This window comes from Paenirhodobacter sp. (assembly GCF_047600745.1).
Taxonomy (GTDB): domain Bacteria; phylum Pseudomonadota; class Alphaproteobacteria; order Rhodobacterales; family Rhodobacteraceae; genus Rhodobacter.
The window spans coordinates 92,980-118,575 of sequence record NZ_JASGKI010000003.1; the positions used below are offsets into that span (position 1 = coordinate 92,980).

Annotated in this window: 24 protein-coding genes and 1 pseudogene; 20 read left to right on the forward strand and 5 right to left on the reverse strand. The window is 67.8% G+C overall.

Annotated features, from left to right (window positions below; translation table 11 throughout):
- Nucleotides 1–187 precede the first annotated feature (187 nt).
- The 6 genes from QM789_RS07010 to QM789_RS07035 all read left to right on the forward strand — a co-directional run bounded on the left by QM789_RS07010 (nt 188) and on the right by QM789_RS07035 (nt 6,411).
- The gene (locus tag QM789_RS07010; RefSeq protein WP_420351242.1) at nt 188–1,264 is read left to right on the forward strand and encodes a GlxA family transcriptional regulator; all 1,077 of its coding nucleotides are present in this window, start codon (nt 188–190) and stop codon (nt 1,262–1,264) included.
- 76 nt (nt 1,265–1,340) lie between these two features.
- A complete protein-coding gene (locus QM789_RS07015; protein ID WP_420351243.1) occupies nt 1,341–2,525 on the forward strand; it encodes an ABC transporter substrate-binding protein in 1,185 nt (394 codons plus the stop codon).
- A 74-nt stretch (nt 2,526–2,599) separates the two neighbouring features.
- A complete protein-coding gene (locus QM789_RS07020) occupies nt 2,600–3,379 on the forward strand; it encodes an ABC transporter ATP-binding protein (protein WP_420351244.1) in 780 nt (259 codons plus the stop codon).
- Complete coding sequence (locus QM789_RS07025) at nt 3,376–4,080, forward strand: ABC transporter ATP-binding protein (protein ID WP_420351245.1); 705 nt, start codon at nt 3,376–3,378, stop codon at nt 4,078–4,080. The genes QM789_RS07020 and QM789_RS07025 overlap by 4 nt, the downstream gene beginning before the upstream one ends.
- A 1-nt stretch (nt 4,081) precedes the next feature.
- Nucleotides 4,082–5,083, forward strand: coding sequence for a branched-chain amino acid ABC transporter permease (locus QM789_RS07030; RefSeq protein WP_420351246.1), 1,002 nt, complete (start codon nt 4,082–4,084; stop codon nt 5,081–5,083).
- A 35-nt stretch (nt 5,084–5,118) separates the two neighbouring features.
- On the forward strand, nt 5,119–6,411 hold the full coding sequence (locus QM789_RS07035) for a branched-chain amino acid ABC transporter permease (protein WP_420351497.1): 1,293 nt from the start codon (nt 5,119–5,121) through the stop codon (nt 6,409–6,411).
- A gap of 393 nt (nt 6,412–6,804) precedes the next feature.
- Here the strand turns inward: QM789_RS07035 and QM789_RS07040 are convergent, their stop codons facing one another.
- Together QM789_RS07040 and QM789_RS07045 are read right to left on the reverse strand one after the other, a co-directional pair.
- The gene (locus tag QM789_RS07040) at nt 6,805–7,851 is read right to left on the reverse strand and encodes a YcjF family protein (RefSeq protein ID WP_420351247.1); all 1,047 of its coding nucleotides are present in this window, start codon (nt 7,849–7,851) and stop codon (nt 6,805–6,807) included.
- Nucleotides 7,848–9,191, reverse strand: a complete 1,344-nt coding sequence (locus tag QM789_RS07045; RefSeq protein ID WP_420351248.1) for a YcjX family protein — start codon at nt 9,189–9,191, stop codon at nt 7,848–7,850. The genes QM789_RS07040 and QM789_RS07045 overlap by 4 nt, the downstream gene beginning before the upstream one ends.
- A 157-nt stretch (nt 9,192–9,348) precedes the next feature.
- On the opposite strand from QM789_RS07045, the gene truA reads away from it, so the two are divergent.
- Nucleotides 9,349–10,116: a tRNA pseudouridine(38-40) synthase TruA gene (gene truA, locus QM789_RS07050; protein WP_420351249.1), complete on the forward strand. Its 768-nt coding sequence runs from the start codon at nt 9,349–9,351 to the stop codon at nt 10,114–10,116.
- Between the two features lie 192 nt (nt 10,117–10,308).
- On the opposite strand, the gene QM789_RS07055 is transcribed toward truA, so the two are convergent.
- The 3 genes from QM789_RS07055 to QM789_RS07065 all read right to left on the reverse strand — a co-directional run bounded on the left by QM789_RS07055 (nt 10,309) and on the right by QM789_RS07065 (nt 13,829).
- Nucleotides 10,309–12,231: a polysaccharide biosynthesis protein gene (locus QM789_RS07055; RefSeq protein WP_420351250.1), complete on the reverse strand. Its 1,923-nt coding sequence runs from the start codon at nt 12,229–12,231 to the stop codon at nt 10,309–10,311.
- A gap of 144 nt (nt 12,232–12,375) precedes the next feature.
- A complete protein-coding gene (locus tag QM789_RS07060; RefSeq protein ID WP_420351251.1) occupies nt 12,376–12,981 on the reverse strand; it encodes a sugar transferase in 606 nt (201 codons plus the stop codon).
- A complete protein-coding gene (locus tag QM789_RS07065) occupies nt 12,978–13,829 on the reverse strand; it encodes an NAD-dependent epimerase/dehydratase family protein (protein ID WP_420351252.1) in 852 nt (283 codons plus the stop codon). Before QM789_RS07065 ends, QM789_RS07060 begins: the two co-directional genes overlap by 4 nt.
- Nucleotides 13,830–13,922: 93 nt before the next feature.
- Between QM789_RS07065 and QM789_RS07070 the strand changes: the two genes are divergently transcribed.
- The 13 genes and pseudogenes from QM789_RS07070 to QM789_RS07130 all read left to right on the forward strand — a co-directional run bounded on the left by QM789_RS07070 (nt 13,923) and on the right by QM789_RS07130 (nt 25,476).
- Complete coding sequence (locus tag QM789_RS07070; RefSeq protein WP_420351253.1) at nt 13,923–15,032, forward strand: polysaccharide biosynthesis/export family protein; 1,110 nt, start codon at nt 13,923–13,925, stop codon at nt 15,030–15,032.
- An 81-nt stretch (nt 15,033–15,113) separates the two neighbouring features.
- Nucleotides 15,114–15,980, forward strand: a complete 867-nt coding sequence (locus tag QM789_RS07075) for a branched-chain amino acid aminotransferase (protein WP_420351254.1) — start codon at nt 15,114–15,116, stop codon at nt 15,978–15,980.
- Between the two features lie 52 nt (nt 15,981–16,032).
- Nucleotides 16,033–16,488 (forward strand): universal stress protein, encoded by a 456-nt coding sequence (locus QM789_RS07080; RefSeq protein ID WP_420351255.1) that lies wholly within the window; start codon nt 16,033–16,035, stop codon nt 16,486–16,488.
- A 72-nt stretch (nt 16,489–16,560) separates the two neighbouring features.
- Nucleotides 16,561–17,118 (forward strand): NifU family protein, encoded by a 558-nt coding sequence (locus tag QM789_RS07085; RefSeq protein WP_420351256.1) that lies wholly within the window; start codon nt 16,561–16,563, stop codon nt 17,116–17,118.
- A 7-nt stretch (nt 17,119–17,125) separates the two neighbouring features.
- A complete protein-coding gene (tsaB, locus tag QM789_RS07090) occupies nt 17,126–17,908 on the forward strand; it encodes a tRNA (adenosine(37)-N6)-threonylcarbamoyltransferase complex dimerization subunit type 1 TsaB (RefSeq protein ID WP_420351498.1) in 783 nt (260 codons plus the stop codon).
- Nucleotides 17,908–18,309, forward strand: a complete 402-nt coding sequence (locus QM789_RS07095; protein ID WP_420351257.1) for a GNAT family N-acetyltransferase — start codon at nt 17,908–17,910, stop codon at nt 18,307–18,309. Before tsaB ends, QM789_RS07095 begins: the two co-directional genes overlap by 1 nt.
- Nucleotides 18,310–18,424: 115 nt before the next feature.
- Nucleotides 18,425–19,415, forward strand: a pseudogene (locus tag QM789_RS07100) (BMP family lipoprotein).
- On the forward strand, nt 19,415–20,914 hold the full coding sequence (locus tag QM789_RS07105) for an ABC transporter ATP-binding protein (RefSeq protein ID WP_420351258.1): 1,500 nt from the start codon (nt 19,415–19,417) through the stop codon (nt 20,912–20,914). Before QM789_RS07100 ends, QM789_RS07105 begins: the two are co-directional and overlap by 1 nt.
- Nucleotides 20,911–21,990 carry an ABC transporter permease gene (locus tag QM789_RS07110; RefSeq protein WP_420351259.1) on the forward strand — a complete coding sequence of 360 codons (1,080 nt, stop codon included), beginning with the start codon at nt 20,911–20,913 and terminating at the stop codon, nt 21,988–21,990. The genes QM789_RS07105 and QM789_RS07110 overlap by 4 nt, the downstream gene beginning before the upstream one ends.
- The gene (locus tag QM789_RS07115) at nt 21,990–22,958 is read left to right on the forward strand and encodes an ABC transporter permease (RefSeq protein ID WP_420351260.1); all 969 of its coding nucleotides are present in this window, start codon (nt 21,990–21,992) and stop codon (nt 22,956–22,958) included. Before QM789_RS07110 ends, QM789_RS07115 begins: the two co-directional genes overlap by 1 nt.
- On the forward strand, nt 22,942–23,733 hold the full coding sequence (locus QM789_RS07120) for a purine-nucleoside phosphorylase (protein WP_420351261.1): 792 nt from the start codon (nt 22,942–22,944) through the stop codon (nt 23,731–23,733). The genes QM789_RS07115 and QM789_RS07120 overlap by 17 nt, the downstream gene beginning before the upstream one ends.
- 73 nt (nt 23,734–23,806) lie before the next feature.
- The gene (locus tag QM789_RS07125; protein WP_420351262.1) at nt 23,807–24,718 is read left to right on the forward strand and encodes a sulfite exporter TauE/SafE family protein; all 912 of its coding nucleotides are present in this window, start codon (nt 23,807–23,809) and stop codon (nt 24,716–24,718) included.
- Nucleotides 24,718–25,476, forward strand: a complete 759-nt coding sequence (locus tag QM789_RS07130) for a TIGR02186 family protein (protein WP_420351263.1) — start codon at nt 24,718–24,720, stop codon at nt 25,474–25,476. The genes QM789_RS07125 and QM789_RS07130 overlap by 1 nt, the downstream gene beginning before the upstream one ends.
- Nucleotides 25,477–25,596 lie beyond the last annotated feature (120 nt).

The following is a 25,596-nucleotide window of genomic DNA, read 5'->3' on the forward strand; positions in this document are numbered from 1 at the left end:
TCCCCTCCGAACCTTACAGAATTGTCCGCCGTGTATAGAGCCTGCGGCGGCGGGAACAAAGCAGATTCTCGACCTGCTCAATTTTCCGGCAATGCCCAAAATCATGCAGCCCGCGCATCGGGAATTTCTTGCCGATGCGCGCAAAGCCTGTAGAGAGATTCGCGAAACGACATGCCAGAGGTCGCAAATGCGCCTGCCAGCCCAGATTCGCACCCATGCCCGGCCCGCGCCTTCGCATGGCACGCTCCGGCTCCCCACCGCGGAAAAGCCACGGCGATTCCTGTTCCTGCTGCTCGACCGATTCACGATGATCGCCTTCGCCTCGGCGATCGAACCCTTGCGGCTGGCCAATCAGGTCTCGGGGCAGAAGCTTTACGACTGGAAGCTGCTGTCGGAGGACGGCCATGATGTGGCCTGTTCGAACGGTACGGTGATGCGGGTGGATGCCGGGCTGGGCGCGGTCGGGCGCGACGATACGGTGCTGGTCTGTGGCGGGATCGACGTGGCCGAATCGACGTCGAAGGCGGTGCTCGGGTGGCTCCGGCGCGAGGCGCGGCAGGGCGCGGCGGTGGGCGGGCTGTGCACCGGGGCGTGGTCGGTCGCCAAGGCCGGGCTGCTCGATGGCCGCCGCGCCACGATCCACTGGGAAAACCAGGACAGCTTCGCCGAGGATTTCGACGAGATCCAACTGACGCAATCGGTCTTCGTGATCGACGGCAACCGGCTGACCACGGCGGGCGGCACCGCGTCGATCGACCTGATGCTGCGGCTGATCGCGGGCGACCATGGCGAGGCGCTGGCCAATACCATCGCCGACCAGCTGATCTACAATTCGATCCGCACCGATCGCGACACGCAGCGGCTCTCGATCCCGACCCGGATCGGCGTGCGGCATCCGAAGCTCGCGCAGGTCATCGCGCGGATGGAAACCCATATCGAGGAACCCGTCAGCCCCGCGACCCTCGCCGAAGGTGTCAACATGTCCACGCGGCAGCTTGAGCGGCTGTTCCGCCGTTATCTCGGGCGCTCGCCGAAGCGGTATTACATGGAAATCCGGCTGCAAAAGGCGCGCAACCTGCTGATGCAGACGGAGATGAGCGTGATCAACGTCGCGCTGGCCTGTGGCTTCGCGAGCCCCTCGCATTTCTCCAAATGCTACCGGGCGCAGTATCACACCACCCCCTATCGCGAACGCGGCGCCTCGGCACCCCTGGGCGAACCGGAGCCCGTTGCCGAAGCCTGCGACCTCCCGGACGAGATCTGAGCCGCCTGCGCACTTTTCTTTTGCCCGATCGGGGTCTAACCTCTCCGGGAACAAACACCAATTGGGAGTGAACCACATGCGGAAACTGCTTCTGGCGAGCGCGGCGATCACGCTGACCGCGGGCGGTGCGTTTGCCGAAACCATCACGATGGGGGTCGATCTGGCCTTTACCGGCCCGCTGGAATCCATGGCGCCGCCGATTGCGCAAAGCATCGAGATGGCGCTCAAGGAGGTTTCCGACTCCGGCAAGCTGCTCGATGGCGTCACGCTCACGCCGGTGCGCGGCGATACGACCTGTGTCGATGCTGCCGCCGCCACCGCGACGGTCGAACGGCTGGTCACCGCAGAGAAGGTGCGCGGCATCGTCGGCGGCATGTGCTCGGGCGAAACCATCGCCTCGCTCACCAATGTCGCGATCCCGAACGGCGTGGTGATGATCTCGCCCTCGGCAACCTCGCCGGCGCTGTCGACGATGGACACCAGGGGCTTCTTCTACCGCACCTCGCCGTCGGACGCGCGGCAGGGCGAAGTGATGACCGACATCATCCTGGAACACGGGGTCAAATCGGTCGCGGTGACCTATACCAACAACGATTATGGCAAGGGCCTGGCCGACAGCTTTGCCGAATCCTTCAAGGCGAAGGGCGGCACGGTGACCATCGTCGCCGCGCATGACGACGGCAAGGCCGACTATTCGGCCGAGGTCGCGGCGCTGGCGGCGGCGGGCGGCGATGCGCTGGTCGTGGCGGGCTACGTCGATCAGGGCGGCTCGGGCATCCTGCGCGGCGCGCTCGACACCGGCGCGTTCGAGACCTTCGTGCTGCCCGATGGCATGGTGACCGCGACGCTGGAAAAGAACTTCGGTTCGGAACTCGACGGCTCCTTCGGCCAGATGCCCGCCTCCGAAGGTGCGGGGCATGACAAGTTCCTCGAAATCGCCAAGGCCGCCGGGTTCGAAGGGTCGGCGATCTATGCCGCCGAGGCCTATGACGCCGCCGCGCTGATGATGCTGGCGATGCAGGCGGCGGGCTCGACCGATCCGAAGGTCTACAAGGACAAGATCGTCTCCATCGCCAACGGCCCGGGCGAAAAGATCCTGCCCGGCGAACTGGCCAAGGGGCTGGAGCTGATCAAGGAAGGCAAGGCGATCGACTATGACGGCGCGACTGCGGTCACCTTCGTCAACGAACGCGAAAGCGCGGGCACCTTCCGCGAGATCGAGATGAAGGACGGCAAGATCACTACGGTGAAATACCGCTGATCCGAACGGCCCGGGGAAACCCGGGCCTTTCCAAACGAGGCCCGAACGGCCCGCGGCAGGAAACAGGGGACGGAATGATACGGGTCGAGAACCTGCACAAGCATTTTGGCGGTTTCCATGCCGTCGATGGCGCGTCGCTCGAAATCGCCACGGGCACGATCACCGGGCTGGTGGGGCCGAACGGCGCGGGGAAATCGACGCTGTTCAACGTGATCGCCGGGGTCTATGCGCCGACATCGGGGCGCGTGCTGATGGATGGCGAGGATATTTCCGGCCTGCCGCCGCACGCGCTGTTCCACAAGGGGCTGTTGCGGACGTTCCAGATCGCGCATGAATTCCCCACGCTGACGGTGCGCGAAAACCTGATGATGGTGCCCGGGGGCCAGTCGGGCGAGACGCTGTGGAACAGCTGGTTCCATCGCGGCCGGATCGCGCGGGAGGAACGCGCGCTGCGGAAGAAGGCCGACGAGGTGCTTGATTTCCTGACGATTTCGCATCTGAGGGACGAACGCGCGGGGAACCTTTCGGGCGGACAGAAGAAGCTGCTGGAACTCGGCCGGACGATGATGGTCGATGCCAAGATCGTCTTTCTGGACGAGGTTGGCGCCGGGGTGAACCGGACGCTTCTGAACACCATCGGCGATGCGATCGTGCGGCTGAACCGGGAGCGCGGCTATACCTTCTGCGTCATCGAACACGACATGGATTTCATCGGTCGGCTGTGCGATCCGGTGATCGTGATGGCCGAGGGCAAGGTTCTGGCTGAGGGCAGCCCCGCCACGATCATGCAGAACGAAGCGGTGATCGAGGCCTATCTGGGCCGGGGCCTGAAGAACAAGGGGGCGCGGGCATGAGCTTTCTTGACGCCTCCGGCATGACGGGCGGCTATGGCGCCACCGACATCCTGCACGGCTGCACGCTGCGGGTGGACCGGGGCCAGATCGCGGTGATCGTCGGCCCGAACGGCGCGGGCAAATCCACGGCGATGAAGGCGGTTTTCGGCATGCTGACGCTGCGCGGGGGCACGGTGACGCTCGACGGCGCCGACATCACCCGCCTTTCGCCACAGGAACGCGTGCGCCGCGGCATGGGGTTTGTCCCGCAGGTCAACAACGTCTTCCCCACCATGTCGGTGGAGGAGAACCTGGAAATGGGCGCCTTCATCCGCGACGACGATTTCACCGAGACGATGGAACAGGTCTACGACCTCTTCCCGATCCTGCGTGACAAGCGGCACCAGAACGCGGGCGAACTGTCGGGCGGGCAGCGCCAGCAGGTCGCCGTGGGGCGGGCGCTGATGACGCGGCCGAAGCTTCTGATGCTGGACGAACCCACCGCCGGGGTGTCGCCGATCGTGATGGACGAACTCTTCGACCGGATCATCGAGGTGGCGCGCACCGGGATTTCGATCCTGATGGTGGAACAGAACGCCCGGCAGGCGCTGGAGATCGCCGACATCGGCTATGTCCTCGTGCAGGGCGCGAACCGCTATACCGACACGGGCGCAGCCCTGATGGCCGACCCGGAGGTCCGCCGCACTTTCCTCGGGGGCTGAGATGGACCTTCTCAACGCGCTGGTCGCGGTTCTCAACTATGTCGTCGTCCCCGCCACCGCCTATGGCGCGCAACTGGCGCTCGGCGCGCTTGGGGTGACGCTGATCTACGGCATCTTGCGGTTTTCCAACTTCGCCCATGGCGACACGATGGCCTTCGGCACGACGATGACGATCCTGGTGACCTGGGGGTTGCAGGCGATGGGGGTAGGGTTCGGCCCGCTGCCCACGGCGCTGCTCGCGCTGCCCTTCGGGATCGCGCTCACGGCGGCGCTGATGCTGCTCACCGACCGGGCCGTCTATCGCTATTACCGCCGGGTGCGGGCGGCGCCGGTCATTCTGGTGATGGTGTCGATCGGGGTGATGTTCGTGATGAACGGCCTGACCCGGCTGATCATCGGCGTGGAGGAGATCAAGTTCGACGACGGCGCCCGCTTCCTGATCACGGCGAAGGAATGGCGCGACTGGACCGGGCTTGCGGAACCGCTGGCGATCCGCTCGACACAGGCGATCACGGTGGTTGTGGCGGGGCTGATGGTCTGGGCGCTGTTCTGGTTTCAGGCGCGCACCCGCACCGGCAAATCCATGCGCGCCTATGCCGATAACGAAGACCTCGCGCTCTTGTCGGGCATCAACCCCGATCGCGTCGTGGCGGTGACATGGATCATCGCGGCGGCGCTTGCGACCACGGCGGGGGTGCTGTTCGGGTTGGACAAATCCTTCAAGGCATTCAACTACTTCCAGCTTCTCCTGCCGGTTTTCGCCGCCGCCGTGGTGGGCGGTCTGGGCAGCCCCCTCGGCGCCATCGCCGGGGGCTTCATCGTCGCCTTTTCCGAGGTCGGCGTGACCTATGCCTGGAAGAAGGTCGCCACCTATCTCGGCCTGCAATCGGACGGGCTTTTGCAACTGCTGTCCACCGAATACAAATTCGCGGTCAGCTTCGTGATCCTGATCATCGTCCTGCTGTTCCGGCCCACGGGCCTATTCCGGGGGAAAGCGTTTTGAGCACCCGTCAACCCGATGCCGCCCCGGGCGGCAAGATGCGCGCGCCGCTGCTGTTTGCCGCGATGGCCGCCCTGATCGTGATCGAGGGGCTGACCACCGGCTGGAACGGGGCGCTGGTGATCCTGAACATGGGGCTGATCTCGGCGGTGATCGCGCTCGGCCTCAACATGCAATGGGGCTATGCGGGGCTGTTGAATTCGGGCGTGGTCGGGTTCATCGCGCTTGGCGGTCTGGCGCCGGTGCTGGTGGCGATGCAGCCGACGCCGGGGGCCTTCGCGGCGGGCGGCTGGGGCGTGTTGCTGGCGCTGGTCATCGCGCTGATCGCGCTGGCGCTCGCGGTCTGGCTCAGCCAGCGCCTGCGCGGCAAGGCCAAGGCGGCGGCGATCACGGCGGTGCTGCTGGGCGGGTTTTTCCTCTATCGCGCGGTGTTCGACCCGGCCGTCGCGGCGATTCAGGCGATCAACCCCTCGTCGCAGGGCTACCTTGGCGGGCTCGGCCTGCCGGTGCTGCTTTCGTGGCCGGTGGGGGCGCTGCTCGCGGCGGTGGCGGCCTGGGGCGTGGGGAAAACGGCGCTCGGGCTGCGGTCGGATTACCTTGCCATCGCCACGCTCGGCATCGGTGAAATCATCGTCGCCGTGCTGCGCAACGAGGAATGGCTGGATCGTGGCGTGCTGAACGTCACCGGCATTCCGCGGCCCTGGCCGGTGCCCTATGAGCTCGACCTGCAATCCGATCCCGCCTTCGTGCAGCGGATGGCGGAGTGGGGCATCGACCCGACGACGGGCTCCACCGTGCTGGTCAAGCTGCTGTATCTGGGCCTCTTCGCGGTGGTGCTGGCGGTGATCCTGCTCGGCGCGCAGCTCGCGCTGAAATCACCCTGGGGCCGGATGATGCGCGCGATCCGCGACAACGAAGTCGCCGCGAGCGCGATGGGCAAGAACGTCACTGGGCGGCATTTGCAGATCTTCATCCTCGGCGCCGCGGTCATCGGGCTGGGCGGGGCGATGATGATCACGCTCGACGGGCAGATGACGCCCGCCTCCTACAACCCGCTGCGCTATACCTTCCTCGTGCTGGTGATGGTGGTGGTCGGCGGATCGGGCAACAACTGGGGCTCGGTTCTGGGCGCGGTGCTGATCTGGTATGTCTGGATCAAGGCCGAGGTCTGGGGCCCGGTGATCATGCACCTCGTCACCGCGCCCCTCCCCGAAGGCGCGCTGCGCCAGCACCTTTACGATTCCGCGCCGCATATGCGGGTGATCATCATGGGCGCGATCCTGCTTCTGGTCTTGCGGTTCAGTCCGCGCGGTCTGCTGCCGGAGAAGTAAGACCACATCCATTTTCTGATCGCGGGTCCGGCAAGGATCCCATCGCTTGACCTGCGGATTGCCGGGTCGATTGATCGGGAGAACAGGGATCCGCCCCGGCTTTCGGTGATCCACCGCACCCGATGCGCATGGCACCGGATTGACCCCGTTTGGCCGGGCATTTCGCGCAGGAACTGTTCGGCGGCCCACCCGAGCCGTGCGAAAGCCTGCCCATCAGCGCCCTGCACCCGCATATTGCCCGGGCGCAGCAGCGCTACGCGCATGAGGCATGGTTCTTCGGCGCTTCGGACCTTCCAAGATGGCTGGGCTATCGTCTAGCGGCACATCCCCGGGCGCGGGCCTCCGGCTTGGTCCATGCGGATGCCGAAATCTTCTCACCGCAGCTTGCCGAGATCAGTCCGGCGCATCCTTGGCGCGGTCGAAGACCCCCGCCAGCGCGCGGCCGGTCAGCGCGGTGACGCGGGGTTTCGGCAGGGCGCGGAACGGCATCGGGCGGCAGACCTCCATTGCGGCGACGCCGACCCGCGCGGTCAGCGCGCCGTTCACCACGCCCTCGCCGAAGCGGCGCGAGAGTTTGGCGAAGATATGCCCGCCGGTCACCGTTTCGACCAGATCATCCCCCGCCGCCACCGCGCCCGTGGCGACCAGATGCGTCAGCACGGTCCGCGCGAGGCGCATCGCCCCCAGCGTCCCGGCCCGCCCGCCATAGATCTCCGCCACGCGCCGGATCATCCGCAGGTTCGCCGTCAGCGCCGCGAAGACATCGGCGAGCGCGAGCGGCACCAGCGCCGTCACCGTGGCCACGGTGCGCGCGGCGGCCTCGATCTCCAGCCGGGCGGCGGCGTCGAGGGGGGCCATCAGCTCGGTTTCCGCCAGCGTCAGCAGGGTCTGGGGGTCCAGCTGCTCGGGCGCGCGCTCGGCCAGACGCTGGCGCGGCCAGGCCATATCGTCGCGCGCGGAATACAGCCCCGCGACCCGCTCCACCGCCTTGCGCGCGCGGGCGAGGTCATCCCACCGCGCAGGACTACCCGCTGACCGCGCGGCTTCCACCGCCTTGCGCGCGCGGGCGAGGTCATCCGCCTCCAGCACCGCGCGATGCACATGATCCAGCCGCGCGAGCCGGGCGAAGGCCGCCAGTTCGCGCAGCGCGACCAGCGCCGCCGCCAGAACGAACAGCCCGATCAGCACCGCCGCGATCCCGCCCAGCAACGGGCTAGAGGCCAACAGCCCCTCGACAAACCGCCAGGCCGCGACGGAGACCACAAACCCCAGCAGCACCGAAGCCGCCGCCCAGAAGAACCGCCCCAGCCGGGACCGGGGCCGCGCCGCCAGCCGCGCGGCGATCTGCATCGCCCGGCCCTGCGGCGGGTCATCCATCACGGGCGGCGCCTCGGCGGGGGATGGACTCTCCGAAAGTTCAACGATCAGCGGCTTTTTCACAGCTTGTCTCCGATCAGGAATTCCGCGGCCCGGTCGAGCCGGATATGCGGCGGCCCCTCGCCGGAGCGCAGGGTCACGGGCGCGGGGGCGAAATCCATCACCGCGAAATCGCCATCGAGCCAGCGCGCCGCCCCCTCCCGCGCCGGGGCCAGAAGCTGCGCCGGATCCTCGGGCAGGTCACCGGGATAAAGCGCGACCGACCGGCCATCCGCCAGCCGCCCCCGCACCGCGGGCAGGGCCTCGCCATCCGCCGCCAGCATGTCCTCGGTCGTGGTGCGCAGCGACGCGAGCGACAGCGCCAGCGTCTTCGCCCCGGAAAAATCCGCCCGGTCCTTCGCCTCGCGCAGCAGCGCGCCGGTGATCGCGGTCAGCCGGGCGTGCTGTGTATGGTGCAGATGGTCGGCCTTGGTCGCGGCGAACAGGATCCGCTCCACCCGCTTCGCCCCCAGAAGCGAGGCCAGGAACCCCGCCGTCCCCGGCCGGAACGCCATCAGGATCGCCGCCATCGACTGCCGCAGATCCTCCAGCGCGGCGGGCCCGGCATGGATCGCGCCCAGCACATCGACCAGCACCACCTGCCGGTCGATCCGGGCGAAATGGTCGCGGAAGAAGGGCCGCACCACCTGCGATTTATAGGCATCGAAGCGCCGCGCCATCTCCCGCCCCAGCGAGCCGCGCGGATATTCCCCCGGCGGCACCGGCGCGAAGGTCAGGACGGGCGAGCCCTCCATCTCTCCGGGCAGGAGAAACCGCCCCGGCGAGCAATCGGACCACCCCGCCACCCGCGCCGCGCGCAGATGCGCGGTGAAAGTCTCGGCCAGCGCCTTCGCCGCGGGCTCCTGCATCCGCGCGCTCAGGTCGGTCGCGGCGAGCCGGGTCAGGAACGCCTCCGCCCCCGGCCGCGCGGGCATCCGCGCCAGCACGCCCTCGGACCATTGCGCGAAGCTGCGGTCGATCAGGCCCAGATCCAGCAGCCATTCCCCCGGATAATCCACGATGTCGAGATGCACCGTCCGCAGCCCGCGCAGCCCCCCCAGCAACCCCGAAGGCGCGACGCGAAAGCTCAGCCGCAGTTCGGACACCGCCCGCGTGCCCTCCGGCCAATGCGGATCCGGCCCGGTCAGCGCGGCCAGATGCCCCTCGTAGTCGAAGCGCGGCACGGTATCGTCGGGCTGCGGTTGCAGGAAGGCCGCGCGGATATTCGCCCCCCCGCTCAGCGCCGGCATCCGCCCCCGGTCGAGCAGATTGGCCACCAGCGAGGTGATGAACACCGTTTTCCCCGCGCGCGACAGGCCCGTGACGCCCAGCCGGATCACCGGCTCGAACAGGGTTCCCGTCACCGAGGCCCCCAGGCTTCTCGATACTGCGGCCAAGGCCGTCGGTCAGGTCGGATATCCGCAAGGCGCTGCTCCCACTCGTCTTTCCGAACATAGGGGCGGCGGGGCGGATTTCACAGGGGGGATTGTCAAGGCCGGGTGGCACGGTTAAGGCGCCCTCATGCCCAGATATGCGCTCAGGATCGAATATGACGGCGGCCCCTTCGCGGGCTGGCAACGGCAGGCCGGACAGCCATCGGTGCAGGGCGCGGTGGAGGCGGCGCTCGCGCGGCTCGAACCCCGGGCGCATACGATCGCCGCCGCCGGGCGCACCGATGCCGGGGTTCATGCCACGGCGCAGGTCGCGCATGCGGACCTGTCCCGCGACTGGGATCCGTTCCGGCTGTCCGAGGCGCTGAATTTCCACCTGAAGCCCGCGCCCGTCGCGGTGACCGCCTGCACCCGGGTGGATGACGCATTCCACGCCCGGTTTTCGGCGATCGAGCGGCGCTACCTGTTCCGGCTGGTCGCCCGGCGCGCGCCGGTAACCCATGACCGGGGCCGGGTGTGGCAGGTGCAGAACCCGCTGAGCGCCGAAGCGATGCGGGCGGGGGCGGCGCATCTGATCGGGCGGCACGACTTCACCACCTTCCGCTCGACCATGTGCCAGGCGAACAGCCCGGTGAAGACGCTGGACGAGCTCCGGATCGACGAACTGCCCTATCCCGGCGGGCGCGAATACCGGTTCCACCTGCGCGCGCGCAGCTTCCTGCACAATCAGGTGCGCTCCATCGTCGGCACGCTGGAGCGGGTGGGCGCGCGGTCCTGGGCGCCCGAAGACGTGGCCACCGCGCTGGAGGCCCGCGACCGCGCCGCCTGCGGCCCGGTCTGCCCGCCGCAGGGGCTATACCTGTGCGGCGTCGGCTACCCCGCCGATCCGTTCCGCTGACGATCCTTCCCCGTCTGACACCCTGACAGACCGCCCCGCCAACGGTTGCGCCGCCCCCTCTCACGGCAAGCCAGAAAACGGTTCCGGAAATGCCACCCTCCACCGCAGCGGGCCGCATCCCCTCAAATGGGGCACTACCGCAGCGGGCGGGGATTCCGATTGCGCGGCGATGGGGAAAACCCACCCGCCGCCCTATTCCGCCGGGCGCTCCGCGGCGCGGCGGGCCTGCACCACGCGGCATTGCAGCGCGGTTTCCGGCAGGCTTTGCGGCTCATATTCCCGCACCGCGCGGGCGATCACCGCGATCACCGCCTCGTCGTCGCCCGCATCCACCGCCTCGCGCAGGTCGCGCAGCGCGGCGGCGATTTCCAGTTGCGACAGGCTGTCCTCGCGCACGCGGATGATCTTCGGATGCGCCGTCGCCTGCGCACCGCGCCGCACCATCAGTTCCTCGTGCAGCTTTTCGCCCGGACGCAGCCCGGTGATGACGATCTCGATGTCGCCCGCCGGATTGGCCGCGTCGCGCGCGGTATAGCCCGCCGCCTCGATCATCCGCCGCGCCAGATCGACGATCTTCTGCGGCTTGCCCATGTCGAGCACATAGACCTCGCCGCCCGCCGCGAACGACCCGGCGAGCAGCACCAGCCGCGAGGCTTCCTCGATCGTCATGAAATAGCGGGTCACGCGCGGATCGGTCACCGTCACCGGCCCGCCGCGCGAAATCTGTTCCTGAAACCGCGGGATCACCGAGCCCGAAGACCCCAGCACATTGCCGAACCGCACGATCGAAAAAATCGTCCCCGACGCGCGCGCGGCCAGTTCCTGCACGATCAGTTCGGCCATCCGCTTCGACGCGCCCATCAGATTGCCCGGCCGCACCGCCTTGTCCGACGAAACCAGCACGAACCGCCGCACCCCGGCCTCGCGCGCCGCACGCGCCAGAACGGCGGTGCCCAGAACGTTGTTCGCGATGCCGACGCGGGGGTTCATCTCGACCAGCGGGACGTGCTTGTAGGCCGCCGCATGCAGCACCACGGCAATCTCCTGCGCGGCCAGCACCTGCGCCACATGCACCCCGTCGCAGATCGAGCCCAGCACCGAGACGATTTCGGTGCCGGACGTCTCCGCCAGCACCCGCATCTCGGCCTCGGCATTGTAAAGCGCGATCTCGGATTGCTCGAACAGCACCAGCCGCGCCGGGTTGCAGGCGATCACCTGGCGGCACAACTCCAGCCCGATCGAGCCACCCGCCCCCGAAATCAGCACATTCGCCCCGGTATAGGCCGCGCAGCCCTTCACCATCGTTTCGTTCAGCGCATCGCGGTGCAAGAGCGCCGACGGGCGCGAGGGCGTCAGCCGCCCCATCAGCTCCTCCCCGCCATAAAGCTGCGTGAAGGCCGGCAGGGTCTGCACCTCCAGCCCCAGCTTCTCCAGCCGCCGCGCGATGAAGGTCTGTTTGTCCACCGACAGCGAGGGCATCGCCAGAATGACGCGGTTGATCTTGAACTGATCCTTGACCCGCCCGGCATGGACCCCGGAATAAATCGGCAGGCCGTTTACATTCATGCCCGAAAGCGTCGCATTGTCGTCAAGGAAGGCATAGACGACCAGATCATCCGCCTTGCGCAATTCGCGCGCCAGCGCCATTCCCGTGCGCCCGGCGCCATAGATCGCCGCGCGGGTGAAAACCGGCGAGCGGCGATACATCTCGGTCAGCAGCCGGACCAGAAAGCGGCGGCTGACGAAGAAGCCGACGAAATAGACCAGCGCGAAGATGATATGGAACCCCGTCGGCAGGCCGGTGTCGAAGAAGCCCGACATCCCCGCCGCGACCACGCCCAGCCCCGCCGCGACGAGCATCGAGCGGGTGATCGCATCGCCCTGATAATCCTTCAGCTTCTGCCGGTTGATCCCGCTGAGCGAAACCAGCGCCGCCGCCGCGATCATCAGGATGCCGATCAGCGGGAGATGGCGGGTGAACAGGTCATGCACCTCGGCCCGCCTGCCCAGCAACAGCAGCGACAGCCCGAGCGCAACGGGAACGGCGGCCACATCAAGCGCAAGAAGGATCAGCACCTTCTGCATCCGACTGAGCGAAATGATCGTCTTCAGCATATTCGGTCAGCCAGCCCGCGCAGGAAATCTTTTGCCATTAATACCCGCCTGTTTCCCGGCAAGCAACTGTGCCCCATTGTCCTGCCCCGGATCAAGCCCCATGGCGGCATGTTTCTGCCGTATTTAGGGCGGAATTCTTCCAATTTAGTTAATCAGCTTTCGGATGGTGCGGAAAATCAGCACCAGATCGAAGCAGACCGAGGCATTGCTCGCATAAAGCAGATCCAGCCGCGCCTTCGCGGGGATGCAGCGGCGGCAATACACGCGGTCGGTTTCCTCGGGCGTCGTGCAGCGCGACAGCAGCCATTCCTCGTGCCGGTGATAGTGGATCGAGGCGAGGCCGGTGACTCCGGGCCGGGATTTCAGCACCCGATTGTATACCTTAGGGAAACGATCAACATATTCGCGCAGCGGCGGGCGGGGGCCGACGAAGCTGATGTCGCCGCGCAGGATATTCCAGATCTGCGGCAGTTCATCCAGCCGGAACCGCCGCAGGAACCGCCCCGCCGGCGTGATTCGGGCCGCCTTGTCCGCCCCCGACACGCCCCGATCCGCCGCCGCCACCGTCATCGTGCGCAGCTTCCACAGCCGGAACGCGTGATCGGGGCTGTTCATCCGTTCGGCGGCATAGAAAAACGGCCGCCCCTGCGTCAGCGCCAGCACCAGCAAAATCCCCAGCAGCAGCGGCAGCACGATCGGCAGGATCGCCAGCGCCAGCACAATATCCAGAAGCCGTTTCGAGCGCGTCATGCCCGCACCCGCGCAAGGTCCGCCACCAGCGCCGCGGCGCGCGCGGGCGCCTCGGGCACCAGACCGAGCGCCACCGCCCGGCGCACGTCGAGCTCCACCACCGGGATCACCCCTTCGGGCGCCGGGCGCGGGGTCCAGCCCTCGCCCGCCGCGCGCAGCAACGCGTCCATGCCGCAGGCGCCGGGCAGCGCGAGGTTCAGCACCCCGGGCACCTCCGCCCCCGCCGCCACCAGCCGCACCAGCCGCGCCAGCGCCCGCGACAGCGCCACCGGCCCGATGAAGCTGCGCCGGGGTGCCAGCCCATCGGCGCAGATGTCCAGCACCCGCCCCGGCACCACACGGCCCAGAAGCGCATCCGCCCCCACCACATTGCCGATCCGCAGCATCACGGCCCGCCCCCGCACCGCCTGCTCCATCGCCAGCTTCGCCCGGCCATAGGGCGCCAGCGGATGGGGCGTGTCGTCCTCGGAACACGGGCCCGCGCCGTAGACCGCAGCCGAAGACGCCAGCAGCACCGGCACCGGGCTCGCATCGACCACCGCCTGCGCCAGCGTCACATTCGCCGCCAATTCCTCCGCGCTCCCCGCCGTGACGCCCGCAAGGCACAGCACCACATCCGCCGCGCCCGCAGCCGCCGCCAGCGCCCCCCGGTCGGCCAGCGGATCGAAGACCAGATCCGGCCCGCCTGAGCCCGCGAAAGCCGTTTCGCGCCGCGCCTGCCAGACGAAGGGAATGTCCTCCCCCTCCAGCGCCCAGGCCCGCCGCAACAGCGGCCCGAGCCGCCCGGAGCCGCCGATCACCAGCACACGCGGAATCTTCGGCTTGAGAATTGACTGGTTTCTGATCATAGACAGAAAAACATGCTGGGGGCCTCGCGCTACCGCTGCACGTCATAGCATCATGCGCCTTGGCGCGAAACGGGGGAAGATCGAATGAGAACCATGCTGACGGTCGCAGCGGTTCTGATGACGTCGGTTGCGGGATGCACCCTGCCGCGCGGCGCCGCGATGGAACATGAGATCCTGCGCGAACAGGACGCCCAGACCCCGAGTTTCGTGCATTATCAGGTGGATGCCGCCCTGCTTCCCGCCGTGCAGCACTGGCCCGCGGGCAGCGGGGCCGACCCTGTGCGGGGCTGGCCGAAGGGCGGCGCGGGCGCGCCGGGGCAGATCCTCGCGCGGGGGGACATGGTGAAACTGGCGATCTGGGAGAGCGGCGAGAACAAGCTGCTGACCACGCCCGACGCGCCGACCGCCGCGCTCCAGCCCTCGCAGGTCTCGGCGGGGGGGTCGATCTTCGTGCCTTATGTCGGGCCGGTGAAGGTGGCGGGCCTGTCGCCCGAAGCCGCGCGGCAGAAGATCCAGGATCAGGTGTCGGGGATGATCCCTTCGGCACAGGTGCAGCTTGAGGCGACGCCGGGCAGCGGCAATTCGGTCGATCTGGTGGGGGGCGTCGCGCATCCCGGACGGATGCCGCTGATGGACCGGTCGCTGACGGTGCTGGGGCTGATCTCGCAGGGGGGCGGCCCGAGCGCGACGATCGAGAACCCGCAGGTGCGGCTGATGCGCGGGGGCCGCGCCTATCGGATCGCGATGCAGCGGCTGCTCGACGATCCGGCGCTCGACACCGGGCTGCGGCCCGGCGACAAGGTTTCGGTGGAAAAGGACCGGCGCTATTTCCTCGCGCTCGGCGCCGCCGGGAAGCAGCAGCTGATCAACTTCCCGAAGGAAGACCTCACCGCGATCGAGGCCGTCACCATGGCGGGCGGCATCAACGCCGGGCGGGCCAATCCGAAGGGCGTGCTGATCCTGCGCGAATACCCGGCCGCGGCGGTGCGGGCCGATGGCAAGGGCGGGCCAAGCCAGCAGCGCGTGGTCTTCACCATGGATCTGACTTCGACCGACGGGCTGTTCTCGGCGCAGAACTTCACGATCCAGCCGAAGGATCTGGTGCTGGCCACCGAAAGCCCGCTCAACAACACGCGCACGGTGCTGAGCCTGATCGGCTCGGTCTTCGGCATCGCCAATACGGCGCAGAACGCCACGGAGTGAGGCTTGACACCGATACAATGCGGCCGCTGGACCTTTGTCCGGCGGCGTGGTTAAGTCCGCGCCGCGATCAAGGAGGCCAAGATGTCTTTCGGCAAGAATATTCGCACCTATTTCGAGGGCCAGTGGCACGAGGGGGACATCCCCGTCATGCGCGCCGCCGACCATGGCATGTGGCAGGGCTCGTCGGTCTTCGACGGGGCGCGGCTGTTCGACGGGCTGATCCCCGATCTGGATCAGCACATGGCACGGGTGAACCGCTCGGCCGCGGCGCTGATGATCACGCCCACCGTGGAAACCGAGGCGATGATCGAGATCGCCCGCGAGGGGCTGCGCAAATACGAAAAGGGCGCGGCGGTCTATGTCCGGCCGATGTATTGGGCGCTGAACGGGTCGGACCTCGGCGTGGCGCCGGCGATGGGCGCCACGGGCTTCGCGCTCTGCCTTGAGGAAGTGCCGATGCCGCCCGCCGATGCGGCGACGACGCTCACCACCACCTCCTTCCGCCGCCCGGTTCTGGCCGACAACGTGTGCAACGCGAAGGCCGGGTGCCTCTATCCGAACAACGCCCGGATGCTGGTCGAGGCGCAGAAAAAGGGCTTCGGCAACGCGCTGGTGCAGGACGCGATGGGCAATGTCGCCGAAACCGCCACGGCCAACGTCTGGATGGTGAAGGACGGCGAATTCTTCACGCCGATCGCCAACGGCACCTTCCTGTCGGGCCTGACGCGGCGGCGCCACATGATCAACCTGCGCGCGGCGGGCTATACGGTGCAGGAGGCGGTCCTCACGCTCGACGACTTCCGCAACGCGGATGAGGTCTTCCTGACCGGGAACTTCGCCAAGGTCACGGCGGTGGCAAAGTTCGACGATGTGACCTATGGCGACAACCCGCTGACCCGCAAGGCGCGCGAAATCTATATGGATTGGGCGCTGTCGAGCCCGCTCTGAGCTTGCCAAAGGGCCGCGGGCCACGTCATCATCACGACAGAAGGAGACAGAAATGCGCAAGTTCCTCGTGGTGCTGGACGACACCCGCGAATGCCTGAATGCCATGCGTTATGCCGCGATGCGCGCCGCCCATACGGGCGGCGGCGTCAGCGTCATCGCGGTGATCCCGCCCGAGGAGTTCCAGCACTGGATCGGCGTGGCCGAGATCATGCGCACCGAAGCCCGCGAGCGGATCGAGGCACATTTCGAGGTCTATGCCAAATGGATGCGCGACAAGCAGGGGGTTACGCCGGAGCTGATCATCCGCGAGGGCGAGCCGGTGACCGAGATCCTCGACGTGATCCACACCGATCCGGAGATCGGCGTTCTGGTCCTGGGCGCGGCGACCGAGAAATCCGGCCCCGGGCCGCTGGTCACGCAGATGAGCCGCAATTCCGGCTCGCTGCCCTGCCCGCTGACCGTGGTGCCGGGCGACATGTCGAAGGAACGGCTCGAAGCGATCACCTGAGCGCGCCTTGACCTGCGGGGGTTGCGGGGCCATATCTGCCGCAACCGAGAATTTGCCGCCGAGGAGGCGCCGATGTTCATCCAGACCGAAACGACCCCGAACCCCGCCACGCTGAAATTCCTGCCCGGCCAGACCGTGCTGGAGGTCGGCACCGCCGATTTCCCAACGGCGGAGGCGGCGGCGAAATCGCCGCTGGCCACGCGGCTCTTCGCCATTCCGGGGGTGACCGGCGTGTTCTTCGGCACCGATTTCGTGACGGTGACGAAGGATGGCGCGACCGACTGGGCCCATGCGAAGCCCGCGATTCTTGGCGCGATCATGGAACATTTCCAGTCCGGCGCCCCGGTGATGGAGGGCGAAGGCGGACCGGCGCATGCCGATTTCGACGGTGAAGACGGCGCCATCGTCAGCCAGATCAAGGAACTGCTCGACACCCGCGTGCGCCCCGCCGTGGCGCAGGATGGCGGCGACATCACCTTCCACGGCTTTGAACGCGGCGTGGTCTACCTGAACATGAAGGGCTCCTGCGCGGGCTGCCCGTCCTCGACCCTGACGCTGAAGATGGGGATCGAGAACCTGCTGCGCCACTACATCCCCGAAGTGACCGAGGTGCGCCCTGTCTCGCTCTGACCTCGTTCTGGGCTTCGACACATCGGCCGCGCATTGCGCGGCCGCTTTGCTGCGCGGCGGGGCGGTGATCGCCGAACGCTGCGAAGAGATGACGAAGGGCCAGGCCGAACGGCTGATGCCGATGCTGGAGGAAATGCTCGCAGGCGCCGGGGTCCGCTGGGCGGATCTGGGGGTGATCGGCGTCGGCATCGGGCCGGGGAATTTCACCGGGGTGCGGATTTCCGTCGCCGCCGCGCGCGGTCTGGCGCTGTCGCTCGGCATTCCGGCGATCGGCGTCAGCCGGCTGGAGGCGCTGGCTGAAGGCGGCCCCCGCCCGGTGGTGGTGCTCGAAGATGCCCGGCGCGGGCAGGCCTATCGGCAGCACTTCGCGGCGAGCGCAGAACCGAACACCCTGAGCGTTTCTGCGCCGACATCGACCGCGCTCGACATTCCCACCGTTTCCGGAACGGAGCCGAACGCCCCGCCCGTCTTGGCCCCGGAACCGGACACCCGGCCCATTTCGGGGGCAGGCATCCGGCCCGTTTCCGAGCCAGAACCGGACACCCGCCCTGTTGCAGAACCGGATACCTCGACGCCGGAACTGGTGGAACTCGACGCCCTGCCCGTTACCGCGCCGGAGATCGGGTCGGCGGCGCGGAACGGGATTGCCCCGGCGCTGCCCCTGGCGGTGGCGACGGCGCTGATCGCTGCGCGGAGGGCCGGGGTGCCGCAGCCCCGCCCTGCCCCGCTGTATCTGCGCGGCGCCGATGCCGCGCCGCCTTCGGACCCGCCGCCGGTGTTGCTCGACTGATGACGCCCGCCGACCTTGCCGCGCTGCATGCCCGTTGCTTCACCACGCCCCGACCCTGGTCGGAGGGCGAATTCCGCGATCTGCTCGCCGCGCCCTTCACCTTTCTGCTCACGGCGCCGCAGGGGTTCCTGCTCGGCCGCGTGATCGCCGGGGAGGCGGAGCTTCTTACCCTCGCCGTCGCCCCCGAAGCGCGGCGCCGCGGCACCGGGCGCGCCCTGCTCGCAGGCTTTGCGGAAACCGCCCGCGCGCGTGGCGCCGACAGCGCCTTCCTCGAAGTGGCCGAGGACAACGCCCCCGCCCGCGCGCTCTATGCCGCCGCCGGCTGGCGCGAGGCCGGGCGGCGCAGGGGTTACTACCACCCGGGGATCGACGCGCTGGTTCTCACCCTGCCCGACATTTGATCACCCGCCCGAACCGCAGGCGGCGGGGGCCGAATCCGGCTTGACCCGCCCCCCGCTCTGGGCGCTAATCATTGGTGCCTGCGGGGTTTTCCCCGCCAATGACCGGGAGTGACCGATGACCCTCAGCAAGCCCTTCCTCGGCGCCACCGCCGCGCTCGCCCTCCTTGCCGGAGCGGCCTGTGCCGAACCCGCGCTGATCTACGATCTGGGCGGCAAGTTCGACAAATCCTTCAACGAAGCCGCCTATGGCGGGGCGGAACTCTGGGCGAAGGAAACCGGCGGCACCTATAAAGAGCTTGAGATGCAGTCCGAGGCGCAGCGCGAACAGGCCCTGCGGCGGCTGGCCGAGTCGGGCGCGAATCCGATCGTAATGACGGGCTTCGCCTTCGGCGACGTGCTCAATATCGTGGCGCCGGACTATCCCGACACGAAATTCGTCATCATCGACGCGGTGGCGGAACAGCCGAACGTGCGCTCGGTCGTGTTCACCGACGAGCAGGGCTCCTATCTGGTCGGCATGCTGGCGGCGATGGCATCGAAAACCGGGACGGTGGGCTTCATCGGCGGCATGGACATCCCGCTGATCCGCAAATTCGGCTGCGGCTATGCGCAGGGGGTGAAGGCCGCGAAACCGGATGCGAAGCTGCTGACCAGCTTCACCGGCACCACCCCCGCCGCGTGGAACGATCCGGTCAAGGGCGGCGAACTGGCCAAGGCGCAAAAGGCGCAGGGTGCCGATGTGATCTATGCCGCCGCGGGGGGCACCGGAATCGGCGTGTTGCAGGCGGCGGCGGATGAGGGGATCCTGTCGATCGGCGTCGATTTCGAACCAGAACCACCTGCACCCGGGCAAGGTTCTGACCTCGATGATCAAGCGCGTCGACAATGCCGTGGCCGAGGCGTTCCGCGCGGGGCCGGACCTGAGCACCGGCGTCGTGGTGATGGACCTCGCGCAGCAGGGCGTTGCCTATGCGCTCGACGACAACAACGCCGCGCTGATCACGCCCGAGATGAAGGCCGCCGTCGATGCCGCCACGGCCAAGATCGTTTCGGGCGAAATCAAGGTCCACGACTATATGACAGACAACACCTGCCCGGTGGAGTGATGGCGGCCGCTCCGGCGATCGAACTGCGCGGGGTGTCGAAGTCCTTTGGCCCCGTGCAGGCGAACCGCGATATTTCGATCCGGGTGATGCCGGGCACGATCCACGGCATCATCGGCGAAAACGGCGCGGGGAAATCGACGCTGATGTCGATCCTTTATGGCTTTTACCGGGCGGATGCGGGGGAAATCCTGATCCACGGTCGCCAGACGGCGATTCCGGACAGTCAGGCGGCGATCCGGGCCGGGATCGGCATGGTGTTTCAGCATTTCAAGCTGGTGCCGAATTTCACCGTGCTGGAGAACATCATTCTGGGCGCGGAGGACGGGCCGCTCCTGCGCCCCTCGCTCGCCAAGGCGCGCAGGGAGCTGAAGCAACTGGCGCGGGACTATGAGCTGGAGGTCGATCCGGATGCGGTGGTCGAGGATCTTTCCGTCGGCCATCAGCAACGGGTGGAGATCCTCAAGGCGCTGTATCGGCAGGCCGACATCCTGATCCTCGACGAGCCGACCGGGGTGCTGACGCCCGCCGAGGCGGACCACCTGTTCCGGATCCTGTCGAACCTGCGCGCACAGGGCAAGACGGTGCTGCTGATCACCCACAAGCTGCGCGAAATCATGGAGATCACCGATACCGTCAGCGTGATGCGCCGGGGGGAGATGACCGCGACGGTCGAGACCCGCGCCACCACGCCCGAGGCGCTGGCCGAACTGATGGTGGGGCGCAAGGTGCTGCTGCATGTCGACAAGGCCCCGGCGCAGCCCGGCAAGGTTCTGTTGCAGATCAAGGGCCTGCGGGTCAAGGACGCGGGCGGGGTCGAGCGGCTGAAGGGCATCGACCTGACGCTGCGGGCGGGGGAAATCCTCGGCATCGCGGGGGTTGCGGGCAATGGGCAATCCGAACTGCTGGAGGCTCTGGGCGGGTTTTGCACCGCAACCGGGGAGGCCACGCTGAACGGCCAGCCGCTGGACCTGAGCCGCGCGCGGCGCCATGCGGGGATCGGCCATGTGCCGGAGGATCGCCACCATCTGGGCCTGATCCTCGACTTTCCGGCCTGGGAAAACACCGCTTTGGGCTATCAGGACAGCTACAGGAAGGGCCTGCTGATGGACAATGCCGCGATCGTGGCGGAGACCGAGGGCAAGATCGCGCGGTTCGACATCCGCCCGCCGAACCCGTTCCTGCCCGCGCGGGGGTTCTCCGGCGGCAATCAGCAAAAGATCGTCGTCGCGCGGGAAATCGAGCGCAACCCGGATGTGCTGCTGATCGGCCAGCCGACGCGGGGGGTGGACATCGGCGCGATCGAATTCATCCACAAACGCATCGTGGCGCTGCGCGACGCGGGCAAGGCGGTGCTGCTGGTGTCGGTCGAACTCGATGAAATCATGTCGCTTTCCGACCGGATCGCGGTGATGTTCGACGGCCGGATCATGGGCGAGCGGCTGCCCGCCGGGACGAATGAACGCGAACTGGGCCTGTTGATGGCGGGGGTGGCGGCATGACCCGGCTGCCGAAATGGGCCGATCTGGTGCTGGTGCCGCTGATCTCGCTGGCGCTGGCGGCGGCGATCTCGGCGCTGGTGATCGTGCTGATCGGCGGCGACCCGCGCGAGGCGGTGCAGGTGATGGTGACGGGCGCGCTCGGCTCGGCCTATGGCTGGGGCTATACGCTGTATTATGCGACGTCGTTCATGTTCACCGGGCTTGCGGTGACGGTGGCCTATCACGCCGGGCAGTTCAACATCGGCGGCGAGGGGCAGGCGCAGCTTGGCGGCCTTGGCGTGGCGCTGGTGTGTCTGGCCCTGCCCTGGCCGCATTGGTCGCTGGCGCTGATGGCGGCGATGGTGGGGGCGGCGCTGTTCGGCGCGGCCTGGGCGGCGGTGCCCGCGTGGCTCCAGGCGAAGCGCGGCAGCCATATCGTCATCACCACGATCATGTTCAACTATATCGCGGCGGCGCTGATCGTCTTTCTGCTGGTCGAGGTGCTGCGCCCGGTGGGGCAGATGGACCCCGCCTCGGCGCGCTTCGGGCCGGGGGCGGCGCTGCCGAATTTCAGCCAGATCCCGGGGCTGAACCTGATCTTCGCGAAGAAAGTCCCGGCGAATGTGAGCTTCTTCGTCGCCATCGCGGCCTGTGTCGGCGTCTGGGTGCTGCTGTGGCACACACGGCTCGGCTATGAGATCCGCGCCTTCGGCAAATCGCAGACCGCGGCGCGCTATGCCGGGATTTCGGCGGTGAAGGTCATCGTGCTGTCGATGCTGATTTCGGGCGGTCTGGCCGGGCTGATGTCGGTGAACAATGTGATGGGCGAGGCCGGTCGGCTGTTGCAGAACTCCTCCGAAGGGGCGGGTTTCATCGGCATCGCGGTGGCGCTGATGGGGCGCAACCATCCGCTGGGGGTGTTTCTGGCGGCGCTGCTGTTCGGGTTCCTGTATCAGGGCGGGGCGGAGATGGGCCTTTGGACCACGATCCCGATCGAACTGCGGCTGCTGATGCAGGGGCTGGTGATCCTGTTCACCGGCGCGCTGGATACGATGGTGCGGATGATGCTGGCGCCGTTCTTCCGGGGGGCACGCTGATGGATATCGAGACGCTGATGCAGATCCTCGCCTCGACGCTGCGTCTGGGCACGCCGTTGCTGTTCGCCTGTCTGGCCGGGCTGTTTTCCGAACGGGCGGGGATTTTCGACATCGGGCTTGAGGGCAAGATGCTGATGGCGGCGATGGCATCGGGCGCGGTGGCCTTTCTGACGGGTTCGGCCTGGGTGGGGCTGGGCGCGGGGGTGGTGGCGTCGCTGGCGCTGGCGGCGGTGCATGGGGTGGCGGCGATCACCTTCCGGGGCAATCAGCTCATCTCGGGCGTCGCGCTGAACTTCATCGCCTCGGGCGCGACGGTGCTGATCGCGCAGAGCCTGTTCCAGCAGGGCGGGCGGACCCCCGCGCTGGCCGGAGAGGCGCGCTTCGGCCCCATAGCCCTCCCCTTCGCCGAGGCGCTGCGCCCGGTGCCGGTGCTCGGTCCGTTCTATGCCGATGTGCTCTCGGGGCAGTCGGTGCTGGTCTATATCGCGCTCGCCTCGGTGCCACTGTCGTGGTGGGTGCTTTACCGCACGCGCTTCGGGCTGCGGCTGCGGGCGGTGGGGGAGAACCCGGAATCGGTCGATACGGCAGGGGTTTCGGTGACCCGGCTGCGGTTTGCGGCGGTGGCGATCACCGGCCTGCTGTGCGGGCTGGCCGGCACCTATATGGCGACCGCGTTGCAGGCCGGTTTCGGGCGCGAGATGACCGCCGGGCGCGGCTATATTGCCCTCGCCGCGCTGATTTTCGCGAAATGGCGGCCGTGGTATGCGCTCTGGGCGACGATGCTGTTCGGTTTCCTTCAGGCGCTGGCGCTGCGCCCCGATGTGATCGAGGGGGTGGCCCATGTCGCGGTTCCGGTGCCGCTGCTGGACGCGCTGCCCTATATCCTGACCGTGATCGTGCTGGCGGGCTTCGTCGGCAAGGCGATCCCGCCGCGTGCCGGAGGAGAACCCTATGTCAAGGAACGCTGATCTGGTGCGCGACCGCGCGGGGGCGGAGCCGCCGCGGATCGGGCTGGTGCTGGGCTCGGGCCTCGCGGCGCTGGTGGGGGCGGTCGATGGCGTAGCGATCCCCTATGCCGACCTCGACGGGTTTCCGCAGGCCGGGGTGTCGGGGCACAGCCCGCAACTGGTGATCGGCACGCTGGAGGGCACGCGCGTCGCGGTTTTCGGCGGGCGGGCGCATTACTATGAACACGGCAATCCGGCGGCGATGCGGGCGCCGCTGGAACTCCTGCGCGATCTGGGCTGCGGCGATCTGCTGCTGACCAATGCCGCCGGGTCGCTGCGTGACGATATTCCGCCCGGCGGGCTGATGCTGCTGAGCGACCATATCGCCTTTGCCGGGACCAATCCGCTGATCGGCGAACCGACGGATGCCCGCTTCGTCCCGATGACCGAGGCGCATGACCCAACGCTGCGCGCCGGGCTGCGCACTGCTGCGGCGGCGGAGGGGATCGCGCTGCCCGAGGGGGTCTATTGCTGGTTCTCCGGCCCCTCCTTTGAAACCCCGGCCGAAATCCGCGCCGCGCGGATTCTGGGCGCCGATGCGGTGGGCATGTCCACGGTACCGGAGGTGATCCTCGCGCGGTTCCTGGGCCTGCGGGTCGCGGCGGTGTCGGTGATCACCAACATGGGCGCGGGGTTGTCCGGCGAAAGCATCAGCCACGACCACACGAAGGCAATGGCCCCCCAGGGTGCGGCGAAACTCGAACGCATTTTCCGAAGATTCCTGCGCGGGCTCTGACGCGGCCCAAAGCGTCATTTGACACGCCCCGCCCGCCGGGCGACACTCAGCCAGCCCGCCAATCGGATCAGCCATGCAGATCTATCTTCCCATCGCCGAGGTATCGGTCAACGCCTTCATCCTGCTCGGCCTTGGGGGAGTCGTCGGCCTGTTGTCGGGGCTGTTCGGCGTGGGGGGCGGGTTCCTGATCACGCCGCTGCTGTTCTTCATCGGCATCCCGCCCGGCGTCGCGGTGGCGACCGGGGCGAATCAGGTGGTGGCCTCCTCCGTCTCCGGCGTTCTGGCGCAGTTCAAGCGCAAGGCGGTGGATGTGCCGATGGGCATCGTGTTGCAGATCGGCGGGCTGATGGGGTCGCTGATCGGGATCTGGGTGTTCAACCGGCTGACCGCGATCGGGCAGATCGACGTGGCGGTGCAGCTTTGCTATGTCGTCTTCCTCGGCTCGGTCGGGCTCTTGATGCTCCAGGAATCCATCCGCGCGCTGGTCAAAAGCCGCCGCGCCGTCGCCGTCAAGCGCAAGCCACATGGCTGGATCCATCACCTGCCGTTCAAGATGAAATTCCGCGCCTCGGGCCTGTATATCTCGGTGATCCCGCCGATCCTGATCGGCATGGGGGTGGGGATTCTGGGCGCGATCATGGGGGTGGGCGGCGGCTTCATCATGGTACCGGCGATGATCTACCTGCTCGGCATGCCGACGAAGGTGGTGATCGGCACCTCGCTGTTTCAGGTCATCACGGTGTCGGCCTTTACCACGATGATGCACGCGGTCACCAATCAGTCGGTGGACATCGTGCTGGCGCTGCTGCTGATCCTCGGCGGCGTGATCGGGGCGCAGCTCGGCACGCAACTGGGCGGGCGGCTGAAGGCGGAGCAGCTGCGGATCCTGCTCGCGCTGCTGGTGGTGGGGGTGGCGCTGAAGCTGGGGCTCGACCTGCTGATCCAGCCGTCGGAACTCTATACCGTTTTCGCGGGGAAAGAGTGATGCGCTTTCTCCTCGCGCTCGTGCTGCTCGCCCTGCCCGCCCATGCGGCGGATGAAAAGGTGGTGGCCGGGCTGAGCCATGACAACATCGGCATCACCGCCGCCTTCAACGGCTCCGAGGTGCTGATCTACGGCGCCGTCAAGCGCACCGCGCCCGAGCCCGAAGGCCCGCCGCTCGCCGTCATCGTCACGCTCGAAGGACCGGCGCAGCCGCTGGTGATCCGGCACAAGTCGCGCAAATGGGGGATCTGGATCAACACGACAAAGGTCCGCGTCGCCTCTGCGCCAAGCTATTATTCCGTCGCCACCTCCGGCCCGATGGAATCGGTGCTGAGCCTGAAGACCGACGTGACGCAGCGGATCTCCGTCCCCACCGCGATGCGCGCCTTCGCCGGCCCGCTGGAGGTCGAAGACGCCCGCCCCTACACCGCCGCGATGCTGCGCCTGCGCGAGGAGGAGGGCATCTATTCCGTCCACGAAGGCGCGGTGCGCATCGTCGAGGATACGCTCTTCCGCGCCGATTTCAGCCTGCCCGCGAACCTCGTCGAAGGGGATTACAAGATCCGGATCTTCCTGCTGCGCGGCGGCGAGGTGCTGGACAGCCGCAATGCCGCGATCGCGGTGCGCCGGGTCGGGCTGGAACGCTGGCTGCATATGCTGTCGCGCGAACATGCGCCGATCTACGGGGCGCTGGCGCTGGCCATCGCGGTCTTTGCCGGATGGGCGGCGGCGGCGGCGTTCCGGCTGCTGCGCCGCTGACGGCCAGATATAGCGGGCGGCGCCGGATCGTCCCGCCAATGATTGTGGCATGGCGGCTTTTCATGAGCGGAAAACTGCTTTACCAAGGTAAAGATCCTCCGTGCCGTTCCCGCGGCGCGG

Coding starts and splice junctions, on each gene's coding strand:
- QM789_RS07010 (WP_420351242.1), top strand. CDS start 188: ATGCGCCTGCCAGCCCAGATTCGCACCCATGCCCGGCCCGCGCCTTCG.
- QM789_RS07015 (WP_420351243.1), top strand. CDS start 1,341: ATGCGGAAACTGCTTCTGGCGAGCGCGGCGATCACGCTGACCGCGGGC.
- QM789_RS07020 (WP_420351244.1), top strand. CDS start 2,600: ATGATACGGGTCGAGAACCTGCACAAGCATTTTGGCGGTTTCCATGCC.
- QM789_RS07025 (WP_420351245.1), top strand. CDS start 3,376: ATGAGCTTTCTTGACGCCTCCGGCATGACGGGCGGCTATGGCGCCACC.
- QM789_RS07030 (WP_420351246.1), top strand. CDS start 4,082: ATGGACCTTCTCAACGCGCTGGTCGCGGTTCTCAACTATGTCGTCGTC.
- QM789_RS07035 (WP_420351497.1), top strand. CDS start 5,119: ATGCGCGCGCCGCTGCTGTTTGCCGCGATGGCCGCCCTGATCGTGATC.
- truA (WP_420351249.1), top strand. CDS start 9,349: ATGCCCAGATATGCGCTCAGGATCGAATATGACGGCGGCCCCTTCGCG.
- QM789_RS07055 (WP_420351250.1), bottom strand. CDS start 12,231: ATGCTGAAGACGATCATTTCGCTCAGTCGGATGCAGAAGGTGCTGATC.
- QM789_RS07060 (WP_420351251.1), bottom strand. CDS start 12,981: ATGACGCGCTCGAAACGGCTTCTGGATATTGTGCTGGCGCTGGCGATC.
- QM789_RS07065 (WP_420351252.1), bottom strand. CDS start 13,829: ATGATCAGAAACCAGTCAATTCTCAAGCCGAAGATTCCGCGTGTGCTG.
- QM789_RS07070 (WP_420351253.1), top strand. CDS start 13,923: ATGCTGACGGTCGCAGCGGTTCTGATGACGTCGGTTGCGGGATGCACC.
- QM789_RS07075 (WP_420351254.1), top strand. CDS start 15,114: ATGTCTTTCGGCAAGAATATTCGCACCTATTTCGAGGGCCAGTGGCAC.
- QM789_RS07080 (WP_420351255.1), top strand. CDS start 16,033: ATGCGCAAGTTCCTCGTGGTGCTGGACGACACCCGCGAATGCCTGAAT.
- QM789_RS07085 (WP_420351256.1), top strand. CDS start 16,561: ATGTTCATCCAGACCGAAACGACCCCGAACCCCGCCACGCTGAAATTC.
- QM789_RS07095 (WP_420351257.1), top strand. CDS start 17,908: ATGACGCCCGCCGACCTTGCCGCGCTGCATGCCCGTTGCTTCACCACG.
- QM789_RS07105 (WP_420351258.1), top strand. CDS start 19,415: ATGGCGGCCGCTCCGGCGATCGAACTGCGCGGGGTGTCGAAGTCCTTT.
- QM789_RS07110 (WP_420351259.1), top strand. CDS start 20,911: ATGACCCGGCTGCCGAAATGGGCCGATCTGGTGCTGGTGCCGCTGATC.
- QM789_RS07115 (WP_420351260.1), top strand. CDS start 21,990: ATGGATATCGAGACGCTGATGCAGATCCTCGCCTCGACGCTGCGTCTG.
- QM789_RS07120 (WP_420351261.1), top strand. CDS start 22,942: ATGTCAAGGAACGCTGATCTGGTGCGCGACCGCGCGGGGGCGGAGCCG.
- QM789_RS07125 (WP_420351262.1), top strand. CDS start 23,807: ATGCAGATCTATCTTCCCATCGCCGAGGTATCGGTCAACGCCTTCATC.
- QM789_RS07130 (WP_420351263.1), top strand. CDS start 24,718: ATGCGCTTTCTCCTCGCGCTCGTGCTGCTCGCCCTGCCCGCCCATGCG.